Source organism: Clostridium coskatii (assembly GCF_001675205.1).
Lineage (GTDB): Bacteria > Bacillota > Clostridia > Clostridiales > Clostridiaceae > Clostridium_B > Clostridium_B ljungdahlii.
Map to the genome: position 1 here is coordinate 90706 of NZ_LROR01000053.1, position 18406 is coordinate 109111.

Annotated in this window: 19 protein-coding genes and 1 riboswitch; of the genes, 5 read left to right on the forward strand and 14 right to left on the reverse strand. The window is 29.7% G+C overall.

Translation table 11 applies throughout. The features are described from left to right. Window positions 1–191: 191 nt before the first annotated feature. Window positions 192–1835, reverse strand: coding sequence for a sigma-54 interaction domain-containing protein (locus CLCOS_RS12095; protein ID WP_013239917.1), 1644 nt, complete (start codon window positions 1833–1835; stop codon window positions 192–194). A 567-nt stretch (window positions 1836–2402) separates the two neighbouring features. Between CLCOS_RS12095 and CLCOS_RS12100 the strand changes: the two genes are divergently transcribed. Next, on the forward strand, window positions 2403–3785 hold the full coding sequence (locus tag CLCOS_RS12100) for an aspartate kinase (RefSeq protein ID WP_063600100.1): 1383 nt from the start codon (window positions 2403–2405) through the stop codon (window positions 3783–3785). Window positions 3786–3911: 126 nt separating this feature from the next. Here the strand turns inward: CLCOS_RS12100 and CLCOS_RS12105 are convergent, their stop codons facing one another. From CLCOS_RS12105 to CLCOS_RS12145, 9 genes are all read right to left on the reverse strand, one after another. Beyond that, entirely contained in the window at window positions 3912–4526 is a 615-nt protein-coding gene (locus CLCOS_RS12105; RefSeq protein WP_082853476.1) for a methyltransferase family protein, read from the reverse strand. 54 nt (window positions 4527–4580) lie between these two features. Beyond that, window positions 4581–5540, reverse strand: a complete 960-nt coding sequence (locus CLCOS_RS12110) for a DUF4097 domain-containing protein (protein WP_013239920.1) — start codon at window positions 5538–5540, stop codon at window positions 4581–4583. Between the two features lie 4 nt (window positions 5541–5544). Further along, window positions 5545–6201 (reverse strand): permease prefix domain 1-containing protein, encoded by a 657-nt coding sequence (locus CLCOS_RS12115; RefSeq protein WP_013239921.1) that lies wholly within the window; start codon window positions 6199–6201, stop codon window positions 5545–5547. Further along, complete coding sequence (locus tag CLCOS_RS12120) at window positions 6194–6535, reverse strand: PadR family transcriptional regulator (RefSeq protein ID WP_013239922.1); 342 nt, start codon at window positions 6533–6535, stop codon at window positions 6194–6196. Before CLCOS_RS12120 ends, CLCOS_RS12115 begins: the two co-directional genes overlap by 8 nt. A 193-nt stretch (window positions 6536–6728) precedes the next feature. Next, complete coding sequence (gene clpP, locus CLCOS_RS12125) at window positions 6729–7313, reverse strand: ATP-dependent Clp endopeptidase proteolytic subunit ClpP (protein ID WP_013239923.1); 585 nt, start codon at window positions 7311–7313, stop codon at window positions 6729–6731. Window positions 7314–7478: 165 nt separating this feature from the next. Next, window positions 7479–7829, reverse strand: coding sequence for a helix-turn-helix transcriptional regulator (locus CLCOS_RS12130; RefSeq protein ID WP_013239924.1), 351 nt, complete (start codon window positions 7827–7829; stop codon window positions 7479–7481). 35 nt (window positions 7830–7864) lie between these two features. Then, window positions 7865–9328, reverse strand: coding sequence for a HAMP domain-containing sensor histidine kinase (locus tag CLCOS_RS12135; RefSeq protein ID WP_063600099.1), 1464 nt, complete (start codon window positions 9326–9328; stop codon window positions 7865–7867). Beyond that, on the reverse strand, window positions 9318–10010 hold the full coding sequence (locus tag CLCOS_RS12140; protein WP_013239926.1) for a response regulator transcription factor: 693 nt from the start codon (window positions 10008–10010) through the stop codon (window positions 9318–9320). Before CLCOS_RS12140 ends, CLCOS_RS12135 begins: the two co-directional genes overlap by 11 nt. A 51-nt stretch (window positions 10011–10061) precedes the next feature. After that, window positions 10062–11315: a hypothetical protein gene (locus CLCOS_RS12145; RefSeq protein ID WP_063600098.1), complete on the reverse strand. Its 1254-nt coding sequence runs from the start codon at window positions 11313–11315 to the stop codon at window positions 10062–10064. 177 nt (window positions 11316–11492) lie between these two features. Between CLCOS_RS12145 and CLCOS_RS12150 the strand changes: the two genes are divergently transcribed. Beyond that, window positions 11493–12227, forward strand: coding sequence for a DUF434 domain-containing protein (locus CLCOS_RS12150; protein ID WP_013239928.1), 735 nt, complete (start codon window positions 11493–11495; stop codon window positions 12225–12227). On the opposite strand, the gene CLCOS_RS12155 is transcribed toward CLCOS_RS12150, so the two are convergent. The 4 genes from CLCOS_RS12155 to CLCOS_RS12170 form a co-directional block, all read right to left on the reverse strand. Then, the gene (locus CLCOS_RS12155) at window positions 12222–13283 is read right to left on the reverse strand and encodes an ABC transporter permease (RefSeq protein ID WP_063600097.1); all 1062 of its coding nucleotides are present in this window, start codon (window positions 13281–13283) and stop codon (window positions 12222–12224) included. The genes CLCOS_RS12150 and CLCOS_RS12155 overlap by 6 nt on opposite strands. A gap of 4 nt (window positions 13284–13287) precedes the next feature. After that, window positions 13288–14025: an ABC transporter ATP-binding protein gene (locus tag CLCOS_RS12160; RefSeq protein WP_063600096.1), complete on the reverse strand. Its 738-nt coding sequence runs from the start codon at window positions 14023–14025 to the stop codon at window positions 13288–13290. A gap of 17 nt (window positions 14026–14042) precedes the next feature. Then, complete coding sequence (splB, locus tag CLCOS_RS12165; RefSeq protein WP_063600095.1) at window positions 14043–15065, reverse strand: spore photoproduct lyase; 1023 nt, start codon at window positions 15063–15065, stop codon at window positions 14043–14045. Between the two features lie 211 nt (window positions 15066–15276). After that, window positions 15277–15690, reverse strand: coding sequence for a universal stress protein (locus CLCOS_RS12170; protein ID WP_013239932.1), 414 nt, complete (start codon window positions 15688–15690; stop codon window positions 15277–15279). Between the two features lie 222 nt (window positions 15691–15912). Next, window positions 15913–16014: riboswitch (TPP riboswitch) on the forward strand. A gap of 128 nt (window positions 16015–16142) precedes the next feature. On the opposite strand from CLCOS_RS12170, the gene thiD reads away from it, so the two are divergent. The 3 genes from thiD to thiE are packed head-to-tail and all read left to right on the forward strand — an operon-like array spanning window position 16143 to window position 18388. Then, entirely contained in the window at window positions 16143–16946 is an 804-nt protein-coding gene (gene thiD, locus CLCOS_RS12175; RefSeq protein WP_063600094.1) for a bifunctional hydroxymethylpyrimidine kinase/phosphomethylpyrimidine kinase, read from the forward strand. A gap of 30 nt (window positions 16947–16976) precedes the next feature. Next, the gene (gene thiM / locus CLCOS_RS12180; RefSeq protein ID WP_063600093.1) at window positions 16977–17786 is read left to right on the forward strand and encodes a hydroxyethylthiazole kinase; all 810 of its coding nucleotides are present in this window, start codon (window positions 16977–16979) and stop codon (window positions 17784–17786) included. Beyond that, window positions 17777–18388 carry a thiamine phosphate synthase gene (thiE, locus tag CLCOS_RS12185; protein WP_013239935.1) on the forward strand — a complete coding sequence of 204 codons (612 nt, stop codon included), beginning with the start codon at window positions 17777–17779 and terminating at the stop codon, window positions 18386–18388. The genes thiM and thiE overlap by 10 nt, the downstream gene beginning before the upstream one ends. Window positions 18389–18406 lie beyond the last annotated feature (18 nt).

The window sequence follows — 18406 nt, forward strand, 5'->3', positions numbered from 1 at the left end:
TACCTTATTTTATATTTTGTATCTAATTAATAAAATAATTTATAGCAAAAGTCATGCCAGCTTCAGTATTGTGTGAATATATTAAAAATGCTGAAAATATCAGGTTTTATTCTAGCTTATTGCATTTTCATATCCTATGATTTTAAAAAAGATGCATAATGATTTTGCAAAAGTGCAAAATCATTATGCATCTATAATCCATATTTTTTCATTCTATATTGCAGACTTTGTCTCTTCATTCCCAAGTATTTTGCTGTATTTGTCACATTATTCTTATTTTTTCTAAGAGCAGTTTTTATTACTTCTCTCTCATATTCATTAAGTATCTGTTCCAGTGTTTTATGCTGCAAACCTTTTTTGCAGTCCCTGTTAGCTTTCTTTTTCATATATTGGGGTAAATCACTTATATATATAGTATCCTCAGTTATAGTGTTAAATATATATTCAATACAATGCTGCAGCTCCCTTACGTTTCCCGGCCAATCATATTCTTTAAATACTTTGATAACTTCATCTGACATTACATTTATATTTTTTGAATAATTACGGCATAATTTTTTCATAAATAATTGTGCCAGTAGTTCAATATCTTTTTTTCTTTCCCGAAGTGGAGGAATGTTAATCGTTATTGTACTTATTCTATAATATAAATCACTTCTCATCTTGCCATTTTTAATCAATGAAAATGGTTTTTCATTGGTAGATGAAATGATCCTTACATTACTTTCAATATCTTTGCTTCCTCCTACCCTTCTAAAACTTTTCTCCTGCAAAACCCTAAGAAGTTTAGACTGCATTTGAAGACTCATTGAATTAATTTCATCTAAAAATAATGTACCGCCCTCAGCCTGTTCAAATAGTCCCTTCTTATCATAACTTCCAGTAAAGGCTCCCTTTTCTGTACCAAACAATATACCCTCTACTAAATTTTCAGGAATAGCAGCACAGTTTACTGCAATGAATTCCTTATATTTTCTTTTACTTGCAGAATGAATACTCTGTGCAAACAATTCCTTGCCAGTACCAGTCTCCCCATATATAAGTACAGAACAATCTCTTTCAGCAACATTACATGCTAAATTAATTGCTTCAAGAAAATTTTCATCTTTTCCAATTATATCATCAAAATTATAATATTTTAATGCATAGTACTTTTTTGGCGACTTTAAATATTTATTACTTTTTTTAGTATCTATAAAATTCTTAAAAATTGCAGCTTTCTCCCTATACTTTTGGAAAACTGACACATCTTGTACTAACCCAACAGCTCCAATTAAATTACTTCCTAGAAATAAAGGATAACCTGAATTCATTGTTGAAATTATTTCACCTTTATTATTCTTAAAATTATCACATCTATCTACTATAGCTTCTCCCTTTTTCATTGTATTTAAAATCGTACTATAATCTTCCTCTAAACTATAAATATCCAATAAATGCTTTCCAATTATATTTCTTCTATCCATCTTTTCAATTTTCTCATTAAATTTATTGCAAAATACAAGATGTGCATTCTTATCATATATCTGCATTCCTTCTGATAAGCAGTCAAAAGCCGCCCTATATAGATCTTCATCACTTTCTGCCTGAGTTATGTATAAAATGTATCCTTTGCCTGTAAAATTCTCGGTTTTAAAATATCTAAGAAATAGCTCCCCCCATTTTATATAACCACTATCTATTTTCAAATCTACATCTAAAAAACTAGTGATTTCATTTCCTATATATTTTTTTAAAATATATATCCTCTTATCTGTTCTCGTTAAATCTCCAAATTTGACATGTCTTAGAACATTATCATTATCAATAAATAACATAATATCAATGGAAATCATACCTTTACCCCCTTAAAGTTGATTTCATATTTAGTAATTCTAAAAATCAATAATTATTGCATTTTTAGTTAAATGCATATTGTCTTCAATTTTTATATGATTATATCATTTTTACTAATATAAAACCACTTTAAGACACATTATTTATAGTTTGTAATTCATATTTTTTAAATATGCCTCTAGATTAATAATAATTTCATAAAATTATAAAGTAAATTTTGTCAAATTATTAACAAAATTTTATAAAGTCCTTGTATACCTTTTCATAATATCGTATTCTATTAACAAATATAAAATAATCATTCTTACCTAAAAAGCGCGCACATACTGTAAAATGTTGTAATTGATAACATTTTACAATATAAATGAAAATAACCAATTGAATTTTTACAGATACCTTCTGCCTTTAAATTGCATAAAATATTATAGTACTTTATTCAAAAGCATTTTTAGCAATATTTCTAGCATTAAAAGCAATAAAAAGTGTAAAATTCTAAACTATAATATAATAAAGCTATAATAAAAAAATCTGATTTAATAAATTATAATTCATAGGAGACCTTAAAAATGAATAAATTAATAGTTGCTAAATTTGGAGGAAGCTCACTAGCTAATGATAAACAATTTAAAAAAGTAAAGGAAATCGTTTTGCAAGATAAAAGGAGACGATATATCATAGTTTCTGCTCCAGGAAAAACTTTTGAAAAAGATTATAAAGTCACAGATCTTCTATATAAATGCTATTGTTGTGTTGACAATAAAAATCTATTTGAAAATTATTTCAATATAATCGAAGGAAAATATGTTTCTATATGTAATAATTTAAAATTAGATTTAGATATAAAAAAATTCTTATATGGTATAAAAAATGATTTTTTTAACGGTGCCTCTAAGGACTATATTTTAAGCCGTGGAGAATATCTGAATGGTTTAATTTTTTCAAAATTTATGAATTTTACGTTTATAGATCCTTCAGATATAATCTCATTTAAACAAAATGGCCAGTTAGATAAAGAAGCTACTAAAATGTTAATTTTGAGTAAACTTTCCCATATAGAAAAAGCTGTAATACCCGGTTTTTATGGTTCTAATAAAGATGGATCGATTAAAACTTTTCCAAGAGGAGGATCAGACATAACTGGTTCCATAATATCAAGTGTTATGAATGCTTCTATATATGAAAACTGGACTGATGTATCCGGCGTGTTAATGGCAAATCCAAAGATTGTAAAAGACCCTAAAAATATAAGAAACATGACATATAAAGAAATAAAAAATCTTTCTCATATGGGAGCAAATGTTCTTAATGAAGATTCAATTATTCCAGCTGAGGAAAGTAAAATTCCAATAAATATAAGAAACACCAATAATCCAGACGACATTGGTACTCTTATATCTGATAATTTACCCGATGAAGATTATAAAAATACTATTGCTGGAATATCCGGCAAAGAAAATTTTTCAATAGTAACATTGGAAAAGCTCAATTTGATAAATGATGGTTTGCATAATCTATTTTCCATTATAAACACTAATAATATTTCTATAGAACATTTATCTTTTAATTCAGATTCTGTATCATTAATTGTACCAGATTTCCAATTACGTAAATGTGAAAGTTCTTTTATTAGTAAAATAGAAACTCAGATTAATCCAGGTTCCATAACTATAAATCATAATATATCTTTAGTCGGAATAATTATAAGAAATATAAATAAATTTAGGCAAATTATCCATAGGATTTTTCAAAATTTATCTAACCAAAATGTTAAAATAAAAATAATTATACAGCCATCTTGTGAATCCAATATTATTTTTGGAGTAGAGGACGCTGATCTTTCTAAGACAATTAAACTAATTTATGAATCAATTAATAATCCTGTATTAATTGAAAAGTCAAATACGGAAAATGAATCCCTTCCTATTTATTTTAATGTATTAAGTAAATAAATTTTTCAAACTTATTCAAAGCATGTACTCATTCTAATACTAAAAAGTTACCTGTACTGATAATACACTTAGAGGACTTGATTAGTTTGCAAAACAATTTTTGTAAACTAATCAAGTCCTCATATCTTACCACACAAATGGAAATAAACAATACGTACGCTTACAGTAATCTTCAAATTCTTTTTTAAATTGTTCCCTTAATGCCTTTTCTTCAACTTTTATTCTAATCCCATAACATAATACACAAATGGCTAAAACAACTATAGGTGCCAATATATTTCTCAATGAAAATGCTATTCCCAAAAGACTTAGTATACTTCCTGTATAAGCAGGATTTCTTACATATCGATAAAACCCTTTTTGTATTAAATGTTGGTCAGATGTTGTTTGTACTGATAATGTAAATGCTTTTTTTAATGTCCACACAGAATAAGCCCTGATTATAGTACCTGCTATTATTAGGAAAATACCTAAATAATAAAATATGTGTGGGAATACAAGATTTCTTATAAATTCACTTACTTCTGAACCTGTGAAATAATAGCTTACATAAATACTTAACCAATATCCTAAAACTATTAACCAAATTGAACCTCTATCAGATTTTTTCCTATTTTTTTTATTTCCACTTGAAGCAAATATCCATATTATAAATTCACATAGAAACATAAATCCAATTGCAAAAATATATATATTATATTCAAACATATTTGAAAATTTTGCGAAGTCACTAATATCCAAGCCTTTCCACCTCCAACATTTTATTTAATCCCTTTTCTTTATTTTCCATATTCATCACTTGCTTGAAATATCTATATCACCTGATACTGTACCTACATTTATTGTCTTATATGGTCCATTTCCTACTTGTGCAGATGCTTTGCTTTTTCTACTATTTTCATAGGTTAATGGAAAATCTCCTTTTATATCTCCAGAAGTACACTTTCCTTCAAATTTAAAACTCAAATTTTGAGGAAGTACCATCTTCACATCTCCAGAAGTAGAACTTGCCTTAGCATACTCATCAATGGACTTGTAATTCATTTTTATATCTCCTGATACAATTTTTGCATTTCCAGAGCCTGAAATAGACTTTACGAATATATCCCCTGATATAGCTTGTATATTATAATATTTAGAATCCAGGCTAGTTATACCTATATCTCCTGAATTTGTTTTTATATCGACATTATTTGCAGTAATACTACCATCCATCTTAAAATCTCCAGAACTTTGTATACAATTTATATCATTCAATTTCATGTCAGAGTTAAATAAGATATCTCCTGAAGTTGTACTTATATCTAAATCTTTAGCATAGCTTTTAGGTACATACAATTCTATTTTCTCATTTGTATTGAATCCATCGAATATATTAATAAATTTATTGTGAAAAACTTTATTTTCATCTCTCCTTCTAATTTCAATGTCATTTCCCTGTTTTTCTATTACAAACTTATCTCCATCTTTTAACTTTCTAGATGCACTTTGTACAACTTTTAAGTTTGATTCATCTGTTGCCTGTACAATCACATCTCCTCTAAAAAATCTCAAGCTTATCTTACTACAATTATTTACAGATGTGCTTTCACTTTTCTGTACAACATACCTAGCACCTGTTATTTTATTTCCATATTCAAATATTGGGAAACCCTCTCCGTGAGAAAATCCATATATTAAGAAAGATATGCCTGCTGCTGCAATGACAGCCCACATTACAATTAATACTTTTATTAGGCTTCTATTTCTATTCATATTTCTACTCCTTCAACTTAAAGCTCAAAGTTATAATTTTTTCTACGGCAGCACCTATTATAAATATAACCCAGGAATATCCCCAAGCATCAAAAACAAAACTCAATATAAAATATAGGGCAACTATAATTAGCCATGCTATAGATTTAATTGATTTAATAATTTCCATTTGGCTGTCATTAGAAGATTTCCACTGTTTGAATTCTTCCACGATAGTATCATCTCCTTTTACATATTTAGGCTTTGAAGCATGATTGTAGACTATAAGACATGTTGCAATAGCATCTATTGTAAGCATAAGACTTACGGATACAACATTATTTACCATAAAAACTTGATTTAACAGCATTAAAAGCACTACACTCATAATATATAATCCTACAGACACAGACAATACAAGTGCATTTTTCCTGCGATATTTTTGCTCCTCATCATAATCAAACATATTTTTATCTTTTAACCCCTCTAAGAGTTCATCCACATCACCTATACTTGAAATAGCTATTTTAAAGGCTTCTTCTTCACCTTTTCCTGAAGATACCAAATCATCATATTTATCTATAAGATTAGCTAAAAGCTCTTCTTTAAGCTCTGTTGCTCTATGAGTTTTAGGTGCATTTTCAAATAATTCTTCTACACTATTTCTCAATCTTTCATGCATTTTCATTACCTCCATTAATTAACTTATCTATTAATTCCTTTGATTCATTCCAATCTAGCCTATTTTGATTTAGTACTTCTTTTCCCAATTCTGTTATAGAATAATATCTCCTTCTTGCTCCTGTATTTTGATCTCCCCAATAAGAAGTTATAAGAGAAGCTTTTTCCAGCCTTCTGAAAGCAGAATAAAGAGTTGCTTCTTTAAGTTCATATTTATTATCCGTCTTTTCCTTTATAAATTTATTGATTTCATAACCATAGCTGTCCTTTTCAATTAAGTGCGCCAAAATTATGGTTTCTGTATGCCCCCTTATAACATCTGAAGTTATAGACATCTACTCACTCCTTACAACATATTAAATTGTAAACTAAATTACTTTAATAATTTAGTTATATTATATAAAAGCATACCTCACCTGTCAAGGTATATTTTATTTGGACATATATATAATGTGAATATATGTCCAAATAAAAAAGCAGCAGCTGCATAATGAAGTTTTCTTCATTATGCAGCTGCTGTTTAAAAAACTATTTTGAAAGTATTTTATCCACTAATCCATAATCTAAAGCTTCTTTAGCTGACATAAAATAATCTCTCTCAACGTCCTTTTCTATCTTTTCAATAGGTTTACCTGTCATTTCACTGTATAATCTATTCATCTTTTTCTTTATTCCTAAAAGCCATTTTGTGTGAATTTCTATGTCTGTGGCCTGACCCTGCATTCCACCGTATACAGAGGGCTGATGTATTAAAATTTCACTGTTTGGGAGAGCAAATCTCTTTCCTTTTGCCCCTGCTGCAAGCAAAAATGAGCCCATGCTGGCAGCCATACCAACACATATTGTGGATACATCGGATCTTATATACTGCATTGTATCATATATTGCCATTCCAGCAGTAATAGATCCTCCTGGACTATTTATATAAAAATTGATATCACTGTCAGGATTATCTGATTCCAAAAATAAAAGCTGTGCCACAATTGAACTTGCAGCTTCATCTGTTACCTGACCATTTAACATTACTATCCTATCTTTTAAAAGCCTTGAAAATATATCGTAAGAACGTTCTCCTGCATTTGTATGATCAATTACTACTGGTACATAACTCATTATTCAAATCACCTCGTAAAAATATTGTCTTAATAAACAAAGTTCTTGGCATCAGATGGAGTTTTAACTCCACCTGATGCTTAGAAATCGTTATCCAGGGACGTAGCTGCTCTAATACTCCCACTTGGAGATGGAGTATTAGAGCAGGTAGTCATCGGATAAATATTAAGCTGCCATAGAAATACTACTTGCAGTTCTATTTCTTCTGAATTCCCTTGGAGGCATTCCATAAAGTTTTTTGAAGGCCTTTGTAAAAGATTCCTGAGAACTAAACTGATACTTTAATGCTATATCTACAATTTTATTACGTGTATTTAAAAGCTCATTTGCAGCTTCTTTAAGTCTTCTCCTTCTTATATATTCAGCTACAGGTTCTCCAACAACAGAATGAAAAATTCTATGAAAATGATATTTTGACAGGAAGACTTTGTGAGCAATATCTTCAAGTTCTATTTTATTTTCTAAATTATGCTCTATATATTCAATAGACTTCCTAATACAAGCATTGTAATTCATTTTAGAATACCTACCTCCTTAAACCTTTTCCTATATTATATATTAACCTTTGATGTAAATCCTGTCTTTTTTTGCTCATTTATCCCATCGGTACCATTGCTAACAGTAAGTTTAGATGAATTATTCTTTAACTTAATATACATTTTAAAAATATTATCATTTTCTTCCGCCCAAACTTCTCCACCGTGCAGATCCACAATATTTTTAACTATGGCAAGCCCTAAACCAGAGTTGTTTTTATGAGAATTTCTAGACTTATCCCCCATATAGAATCTATCAAATATTTTATTCATATCTTCAGAGGACAACTCTCTACTTGATAAGTTTTGGAAACTAATTATAGTGTCATTTACATTATGGACAATATCTATATAAACTTCACTATTTTTTACACTGTACTTTATAGCATTTGATAAAATATTTTGAAATACCCTGCTGATGAGATATGGATCAATATTTAAATTCAACTTTGTAATACTATACTTTTTTACAAAACTTATTTGAGACTTGCTGGCAATTATAGAAAGCTCCCCTATGATTTGTTCTATAATTTCAATTATATTAACATTACATATTTCAAGACTTATTGCTCCACTTTCCAGTTTTGAATATTCAAATAAGTTCTCTATTAAAACTTTTAGTTTTTCCGCTCTCTCCATAGATTTTTTGCTGTATACCTCCTTATCTTCTATAGAAACATTCTTATCATTTATCAAATACAAATACCCCATTAATGAGGCAAGAGGTGTCCTCAAATCGTGTGATATATTGGTTATAAGCTCATCTTTAAACTTTTGGACAGACTTTTCACGATTTATCATATTATTTAAATTAAGTGACATGCTATTTATCTCATCTGCCAACGTTCCAAGTTCATCTGTGCCCTTTTTCTCCAACCTATAATTTAAATCCTCATGGGAAATTTTCACTATTCCATTACAGATGTACTTTATATACCTGGTCTTTCTATATGAAACTAAATATACAACTGCCAGTGAAATAATTATTGGAATTAGTATCATTGACGTATACCTAAAAATATTATGATACATACCTGTGCCTTTCCATGTAACAAGTATGTATTTAGTACCTGATATATTTATATTATACACCTGATATACTACATCTCCATCCCTTGGAGTAGTAGTAAGTATAATATTTTTTATATTATTCAGATCAATATACTTGCCTTCTACTTCACTTGATTTAAAAATTATACAGCCTTTGGTATCTGTAATAGCTATATTTACATTGTTTTCGTCAGCCAAATTATTTATATAACTTTGAACTTCAGTATTTGTAGATTGCACATATCTATTTACCTGAACATAAATGTCATTTGATGCATTTTCAATATTTTGAGGGTTATTTGTATCCTGCATTATAACACTAAGAGCACTAGTTATACCAATTATAAGTATAACAAAGCTAAGTATATTTATAATCAAAAATTCCCTTGATATGCTCTTAAATGCAAGCTTCTTTATTTTATTTATCAATTTTATAACCTACCCCCCAAACAACTTTTATATATTTGGGGTCCTTTGAATTTATTTCTATCTTTTCTCTTATATTTCTTATATGTACTGCAACTGTATTTTTAGCATTGTAAAAAGGTTCTTTCCAAACACTTTCATAAATACTTTCCGTGCTTAAAACCCTTCCCCTATTATTTGCAAGTACTTCCAAGATTGAAAATTCAATTGGTGTAAGTTCTATTAACTTTTCTCCAATAAATACTTCTCTAGATGCTGTATTTATTATCATATCATCTATAACAATTTCTTCTTTACTTTGTGGTCTTTCCATATTGAATTGAGAATACCTTCTAATTTGTGATTTGACTCTGGCAACTAGCTCCAGCGGATTAAAAGGCTTAGTAACATAATCATCTGCTCCAACATTTAATCCTAATATCTTGCTGCTTGAATCATCTTTAGCTGAAAGCATTATTATAGGTATTTTTTCTTTTTTCCTAATTTCAAGACATGCATGTATACCATCTAAGTTTGGCATCATTATATCGAGTATTATTAAATCTATATTATTTTTTTCAAGCTTGTCCATTGCTATTAAACCATCTTGGGCAGTAATCACATTGAAGTTATCATTTTTTAGATAAATTTCTATTATATCTAAAATATCCTTATCATCATCCACTACTAGTATAGTACTATCCATAAAAAATATCTCCTCTTAATGCTATATAAACTATTTTTATTATACACCACTTTAGTTGCCTAAACTTTTGCTTTTTTTAACAAATGGTATACTTATTTTCTCTCCAAAATATGAGAAAAAATAAACAACTATAAATATAGATGGAAATGAATAACGCGGCTGTCCCTCTGTTATAAAGTAAACACAAGAAAACATGTAAAAGCAAATTAAATTATATAGAGAGTATGAATCAATTTCTCTTTTTTTAATCAAATTTCTAATTACTTTTACACTGTACAAAGGCATTAAAATTATTGCGGGAATAAATATTACATACCTTGCTATATAAGTATAAACTGCAAATAATATTTTAAAGAACAAATTTAAATTTGTTCCATTTAAACTGTAAAATAAATCACCTCCATCAAGATAGGTCTTAAATAATCTTGTAAAACCTAACTTTACAAAGGATAATGGATGACTTAATATCCATTTTTTAGCTGCTTTAGACAGCATTTTATTTTTTTCTGTAGCATTTGCATTTATGTATTCTTTAGTATTGACAATAGAATTCTCAACATTTTTAGCATCCATCCAAACACCAGATTTATTTTGAGAATTGTTATTTATATAAAGTACTATTCCAGAGTTGTTTGATATAGATGTAAACTCACCAATTAACTTAGTATTTCTATATATCCATGGAGATATAGAAACACAGCTAACTATGAGTACTACAGCTGTATGTTTTAAAACATCTTTAAATTTCATCCTTAAACATATCTCCAATATGAATATAGCAAAAAAGAACACCATAAAAAATGGTTTTACCATAGCATCAGCAGCTGTTAAAACACCAATTATTACATATTTGTACTTAATATCGTGAAAATATATTAGTGTTATAAAAAGTAATATAGTGGTAAATAATATTTCCGTTGCCAAAACACTGTTATAGAAAATATTGCTTGGGAAAAATACAAATAACCCATAAATAATTTTACGCCTTTTCTCATTTAAATTTGCTTTTTGTAGTATAATATAAAACATTCCATAATTTAAAAATGTCAAAACCAAATTAAAAACTTTTGCTGAAGCTAAGTTGTTCCCAAAGATTTTATATATAAATCCAAGAACAATGGAATACCCGACAGAGGTATAAGTATCTCCCCATTGACCTCCACTTGCCACTTGATTTGCAATCCTATTGTAGTATGCAAAATCTGAAAATGGCTGGGTATTTACTAAAATAACCCACAATATGCTAATTAACATTGCTGCAAGTGTCATGTTTCTGTAATATCTGCTCATATGTATATCTTCCATTATAATCCTCCTGTACTGAATGCATACAAATTTTTGAATTAAATTCTAATTTATACACATAAATAAATTATCTGTAATTCTTAACTTTCAATTTGATTTTACAAGATATTTTTTAAGAATTGCCTATTAATTTTATGAAGATTTTATGAAGATTAATCTCAAAAGGAGGTTTTAAAAATGAACTATAATTTGAGAACAGTTAGGAGAGGAAGTGATCCCAGTGACAATAGATGGTTTTCAAAAGAATCCGTTTTGAAACTTCAAAAAGCACAGGTAGAAGTATCCTGGTTACTTGATAGAGGTTACAAAATGCATTCAATTATAGAGATGGTAGGTAATCATTACCAGTTTTCACTAAGACAGAGAAATGCTCTTCAGCGTTCAACCTCTTCTAAAGTAAGCTGCGAAAAAAGGAAATCAAAATGTCTGCCTTTTTCATGCATATCTGAGGACTGCATATACATAGACGGATTTAACCTTATAATAACTTTAGAAGTTGCCCTTTCAAAAGGAATATTAATATTATGCAGTGATAGTACCATAAGGGATATAGCAGGACTTAGGGGAACTTATAGTATTGTAGATAAAACCCACCTAGCCTTAAATTTAATTGGCCAGGAATTTATTACTTTAGGTATACCAAAGGTTAAATTTTTTCTTGATTCTGGAGTTTCAAATTCGGGCAGACTTAAAAATTTTATACTTGAACATTCAATTAAATGGAATATTCCTGTTGAAATAGAATTAATACCAAATGCAGACCCTCTTCTCTCCAAAATGGGCAGAATTGTAACAAGTGACTCCATAGTCCTTGACAGCTGTTTAAGCTGGTTTAATATAGCAAGAAAAATAATAGAAGACTATGTACCTGATGCTAACATAATAAATTTAAGTAGAGCAATTTCTTTATAACCGTCTGTATTTTTTTAGTGCCAATGAGTTTAATACTATAAACAATAGTGCATAACCCAAAAGTATTAAGATATCCATATAAACTTTCGAAAGTCCATACCCTCTAAGCACAATTCCCTTTAGGGCATCTGCACCATATGTTAGTGGAAATATTTTAGAAAGTATATTTACCCATATTGGCGTTTCTCTAAGGGGAAATAATCCACAAAACAATATTTGAGGTACTATGACTATAGGAATAAATTGAAATAATTGAAATTCATTTTTAGCAAATGCAGAAAGTAAAGTTCCAAGAGTCAATGATCCTGCTGCCAGCAGCACATTTACAAGTAAAACTAAAATTGGACTTCCTTTTATGATAATGCCAAGACCATATACCATAAACAGTTGAATCACTAGAGTTTGAAACATAACAAATATACCAAACCCTAAAAAATATCCTAATACAATTTCTATTCTCTTAACAGGTGTTGCCATAAGTCTATCCAATGTACCGCTAATTCTTTCCCTTAAGAAAGATACCCCTGCCATAAGAAATACAAAAAAGAATATAAAAAATCCCATCATCAGCGGAGCAACCGTATCAAAAGTTGTCATATTCTCAGAACCGTTTATATATTTATACTCACTATCAATCATTCTAAAACCCAGCTGCTTCAGCATTGGATTTGATGAAATACTAGTATGCATATATTCGTTAAAAGCTTTTGAAACTGCTTTTTTAACTGAATTTGAAACTGCCATATCACTTCCTTCAACAGTCACTATAATTTTATCATTTTCAAATTTAACTAGTCCATCTATAACATTATTTTTTACTCTGTCAAGAGCCTTATTTTCATCTTTAACCTCCACTATATTTGTCTCATTTTTAAGTGATTCCATAAGTGTTTGTGGTAAATTTATTCCTTCTAAATTGGGCTTATCTATACCTGAATTCAACATTATACTTAGCAAATACAGAACAAATATTGGTGCCACAAATAATAATGCAAGAGATCGTCTATCTCCTAAGATTTGTTTTATAACTCTTTTTGCTACAGAAAAAGTATTCATATAACTACACCTCTTCCTTTAAAGAACTAAAGTATATAAAAGCATCTTCAATAGTTTTTCCACCAGAACTTTTTATTATTTTATCTGGACTTCCTTCTGCTATTACAATTCCATTTCTTATTAGAAAAAGTCTATCACACTTATATGCTTCATCCATTACATGTGTAGTTATAATTATAGTTCCCTTATCTCGTTTTATTTTATAAAATTCATCCCAGAATTTTTTCCTAAGAACAGGATCTATGCCAACTGTAGGTTCATCTAAAATGAGCAATCTAGGTCTGTGTACTAGTGCTATAGCCAATGATAATCTCCTCTTCATTCCACCTGAAAAGTTTTTAACTGGATACTTATACTGCTCTTCCAAATTAACAAGTTTTAAAACATCCTTAGCTCTTTTTCTTATAATACTTTTTTTAATATTGTAGAGTTCTCCAAAAAACAATATATTATCAATTGCACTTAAATCATCATACAGTGCATCACTTTGTGCCATATATCCTATTCTTGAAGTTACACCAAGAGACGGCATTTTTTCACCAAGTACTTCAATAAATCCTTTAGATAATTCTTTCATTCCAATAATAGATTTTACAATAGTGGTCTTTCCTGAACCAGAAGGTCCTAAAAGTCCAACTATCTCTCCCCTTTTTATATCCATATTAATATTTCTTAATACAACTTTTTTATCATATCTAACTTCTGCATCCTCTATTTTAACTACATTTTCTAATTCCTGCATGATTAAAATTCTCCCGTTTATATAATGTATTTTATATTTTCTTTTGAGAATCTACTTGAAAGTTCTCTTTCAAAAAAGGTTTTAATTTCTTCCATTTGCTCTTTCGTGTACAAAAATTTACCGTATCCAAATTGACCATACTTGAATTTTCTTTCACTATCCTCCATTGGCAGCGTCGTTTTAGGAAATACCTGTAGTATGATATTTTTAGCTTTAGTTGTATATCTATGCGATATGACTTCAAATCCAATAGGATTCTTTAAATTTTTAGGCATTCTATCATATAACATGTCTAAAACTTTTTCATATTCCTGCTTCCAATTTTCATATATGAATACAGGTGCTATTATAAAACCTATAGGGTAACCTGCTTCAGCAAGTTTAAAAGCAGATTGTATTCTTTTTTCCATTGAAGCTGTATAATGCTCATATTGTTTTATTATCTTATCTGTATTTAAACTAAATCTTATTTCCGTATGACCATTATGATTTATGTTTAAAAATCCATCTATATCATTGTACTTTGTTACGAATCTAAATCTTGCAAGCTTTTGATCTCCAAAGTATTCTATACTCTTTTTAAGTGAATTGGTATAAGGCTCCACAGGAACTGGATCGGAGGTTGCAGCACCTTCAAATACAGTTATTTCAGGATTTCTTTCATCTATATATTTTTGAGCCTGTTTTAAGATGTCATCAACATTGACATGAACTCTCACAAAAGGTTTTTCCCCTAATTGTGTATTTAAATAGCAGTACTCACACTGTCCAATACATCCACTAACTAAGGGCATTTGATAATGTGCCGAAGGCTTACAACTTTGAAATTTCAAGCTTTTTTTTACACCCACAACTAAAGTTTTTTTACCTTCCCTGTACTTTTCATATATATCTTTTCCTGGCACAGCTGACATAATTCTATTTGAAGACAATTTTATTATCTCAACCTTGTCATCATTTTTAAATCTATTATATATCTCATTTCCCAGAGAATATTCTAGGGTACCTTTTTCAAAAATAACTCTATGTGGAACAAACATTAATTACACACCTTCCTGATATAGAGTTTCTAAACAAAACTCAACTTATACCTCAAGCAATTCATAGGATGCTCATTAAAGTATGTGAAAAAATCAATAAAAATATTCTAAATAAAATCACCTATAATTCCAAGTACCAGACAAATATTTTAATATGCAGATAAAAATAGCCATAATGCTTGTACAACATTATGGCTATTTTAAACCATTTTTATTCTGGAACAATCATAACTAAAACCTGTGAATTTTTTAATACTTTACTTGTTACGGATCCGATCATTCTAGCCAAACCCTTTTTATTAGATTTAGTCATAATTATCATATCAAATTCATCACAATTTGCCTTTTTCAGTATTTCATCTGCTACACGTCCAAAAACACAATATTTTTCAGGTTTATATTCTTGAATCTTTCTTTCAGCTCTATCTAAGATGTTTTCACCTTTTTTCCTTGCCATATCTACCATGCTATTTGATACACCCGTTTCATTTACTATAACTATTTCAGATACATACATAAGAGTTAACTGTACTTCATCTCTGGAAAACAATTTTTTTAAACAGTCAAGTGAATGCATACTTCTCTCTGTTTCATCTAATGGGACTAAAATTCTTTTCTTTTCCATATCAACACATCCTATCATTTTTATTAATTTGTTTTGTAACAAAAATCTTCAATTAATGCCATTATATCACACGTACTGCAAAAACTTTTATTCGGCTGCTATTGCTAACACCCTCCCACATTCCATTTATGTACATATGGGGAGACTTAGTCAATGAAGTAAATATTAAAATTTCATATTGCAAATTTTTATCACTGTAGTAAAATTAATGTATAAAACTTAATACTTTTGTGGGGGTGCTGCAAGGCTGAGAAGAGATCTTTCTCTAACCCTTTGAACCTGATCCAGATAAAACTGGCGTAGGGAAGCAACTTACATATTTTTGATTTTAAAGGTATATGCTTTTCTGCATATACCTTTTATTTTGACCTGATGGCTGCCTACTGTAATACTCCCACTAAGTAAAATTCAATTGATATTAATTTTAAAGTTACTAAATTAGGGGGGTAAAAATGAAAAAGGTATTAACAATTGCAGGTTCTGACAGCTGTGGTGGAGCTGGTATACAAGCTGATTTAAAAACCATGAGTGCCCTTGGCGTATATGGTATGAGTGTCATAACTGCTGTTACAGCTCAAAATAGCATAGGAGTACAGGACGTAATGGATGTAACTCCTGAAATTGTAGAAGCACAAATAAGATCTATATTTGATGACATACAAGTAGATGCAGTAAAAATTGGTATGGTTTCAAACAGCAAAACCATATCTGTAATAAAGAGGCTTTTAATAGAATACAAAGCTAAAAACATAGTAATTGATCCTGTAATGGTATCAAAAAGTGGTTACTTTCTCTTAAAACCTGAAGCACAAACAGCTATAAAAGATCTGACAAGCATTGCAGACGTCGTAACTCCAAATATTCCAGAAGCTGAAGTTCTGACAGAAATGAAAATAAAAAATAGCAGCGACATGGAAAAAGCAGCTTTTAGCATAAAAGAGCTAGGTGCTAAAAACGTGCTTGTAAAAGGAGGCCACAGATGCAATGATGCCAACGACGTTCTTCTTTATGAAAACAAAATATTAAACATAGACGGTCATAGAATAGATACTAAAAACACTCATGGAACAGGATGTACCTTATCTTCTGCCATAGCCTCCTTCTTGGCTAAAGGTGAAAGTACTGACAAATCCGTATATCTTGCAAAGCAATATATAACTAAGGCTATAGAAAATTCATTTTCCATAGGAAGTGGCGTTGGTCCCGTGGGACATTTCATTGAATTATATAAAAAAGCTGATGTAGATTTCAAATAAACAGATTTCTAATATAAAGGAGTATGAAAAATGGATAATTTAAACTTAGACAGTGTGTCAAAAGTATTAACACAGGTAAGAAATAAAGTACCTCTTGTAGATTGTATTACAAACAGTGTCACTATAAATGACTGTGCAAACATTCTATTATCTTATGGAGCTTCTCCTGCCATGTGTGAAGCTTATGATGAAGTTTTTGATTTTGTAAAAATATCTTCTGCCCTATATATAAATTTAGGAACCCTCACAAAAGAACAGGAAGCTGCAGTAATCCTAGCAAGTACCTCTGCAAAAATCCACAATATACCTGTAATACTTGACCCTGTAGCTTGTGCTGCTATACCAAGGAAAGCTCAAGTTATAAATAGAATTATGCAAATTGGTAAAGTAGATGTTATAAAAGGAAATGTAGGTGAAATTAAATTTCTTGCAGGACAATCTTCTAACGTAAGAGGAGTAGATTCCTTAGATAATGGAGAAGGAGCCTTGGATTCAGCTGTAGCTTTAGCCAAAAAGTACAACTGTGTAGTTGCTGCAACTGGCAAAGAAGATTTTATAACAGACGGTAAAAATAGTGTTGTAATTCAAAACGGGGTGGAAATGTTAACTAAAATAACTGGTTCGGGCTGCATGCTTGGAGCATTATGTGGTGCTGCCATAGGTGCCTATGAGGATAAATTTATAGCTACTGTAAGTGCTATACTTTCAATGAATATAGCTGGTGAAGAAGCCTATAAAGCAGCAAAAGCTCCTGGAACTTTTAGAGTTAAACTAATAGATTCTATATATGAATTAACTGAAGAAAAATTAAAGAAAGGAGGTAAAATAACTTGGAAGTAGATTATAGTTTATATCTTGTTACAGATAGAAGTTTTTTAAAAGACAAGTCTCTGCAGCAAGCCGTAGAGGAATCAATTTTAGGTGGAGTAACTCTTGTCCAACTTAGAGAAAAAGATGCGTCCACAAGAGAATTTTATGAAATTGCTAAGGAAGTTAAAAAAGTAACTGATCACTATAAAGTTCCTTTTTTAATAAATGACAGACTTGATATAGCCCAAGCTGTAGATGCAGATGGAGTTCACCTTGGTCAAAGCGATATGCCTATAAACACAGCTAGAAAAATATTAGGTAAGGATAAAATAATTGGAATATCTGCAGGCAATGTGGATGAAGCCTTAGAGGCAGAAAAAAATGGTGCAGATTACATTGGAATAGGTACAATTTTTTTCACAGGAACTAAAAAAGATATAGATACTCCTATAGGTATAGAAGGTCTCCGTAAAATATACAGTAGTATAAATATACCTGCTGTTGCCATAGGTGGAGTTAATGAAACTAACTTTAAAGAGGTATTTTCAACTGGAGTTGATGGTATTTCAGTTATATCTGCTATTTTAGGCAAAAGCGATATAACAGCTGCTAGTAAGGCTCTTTGCAAATAACTTTATAGGAATAAAATT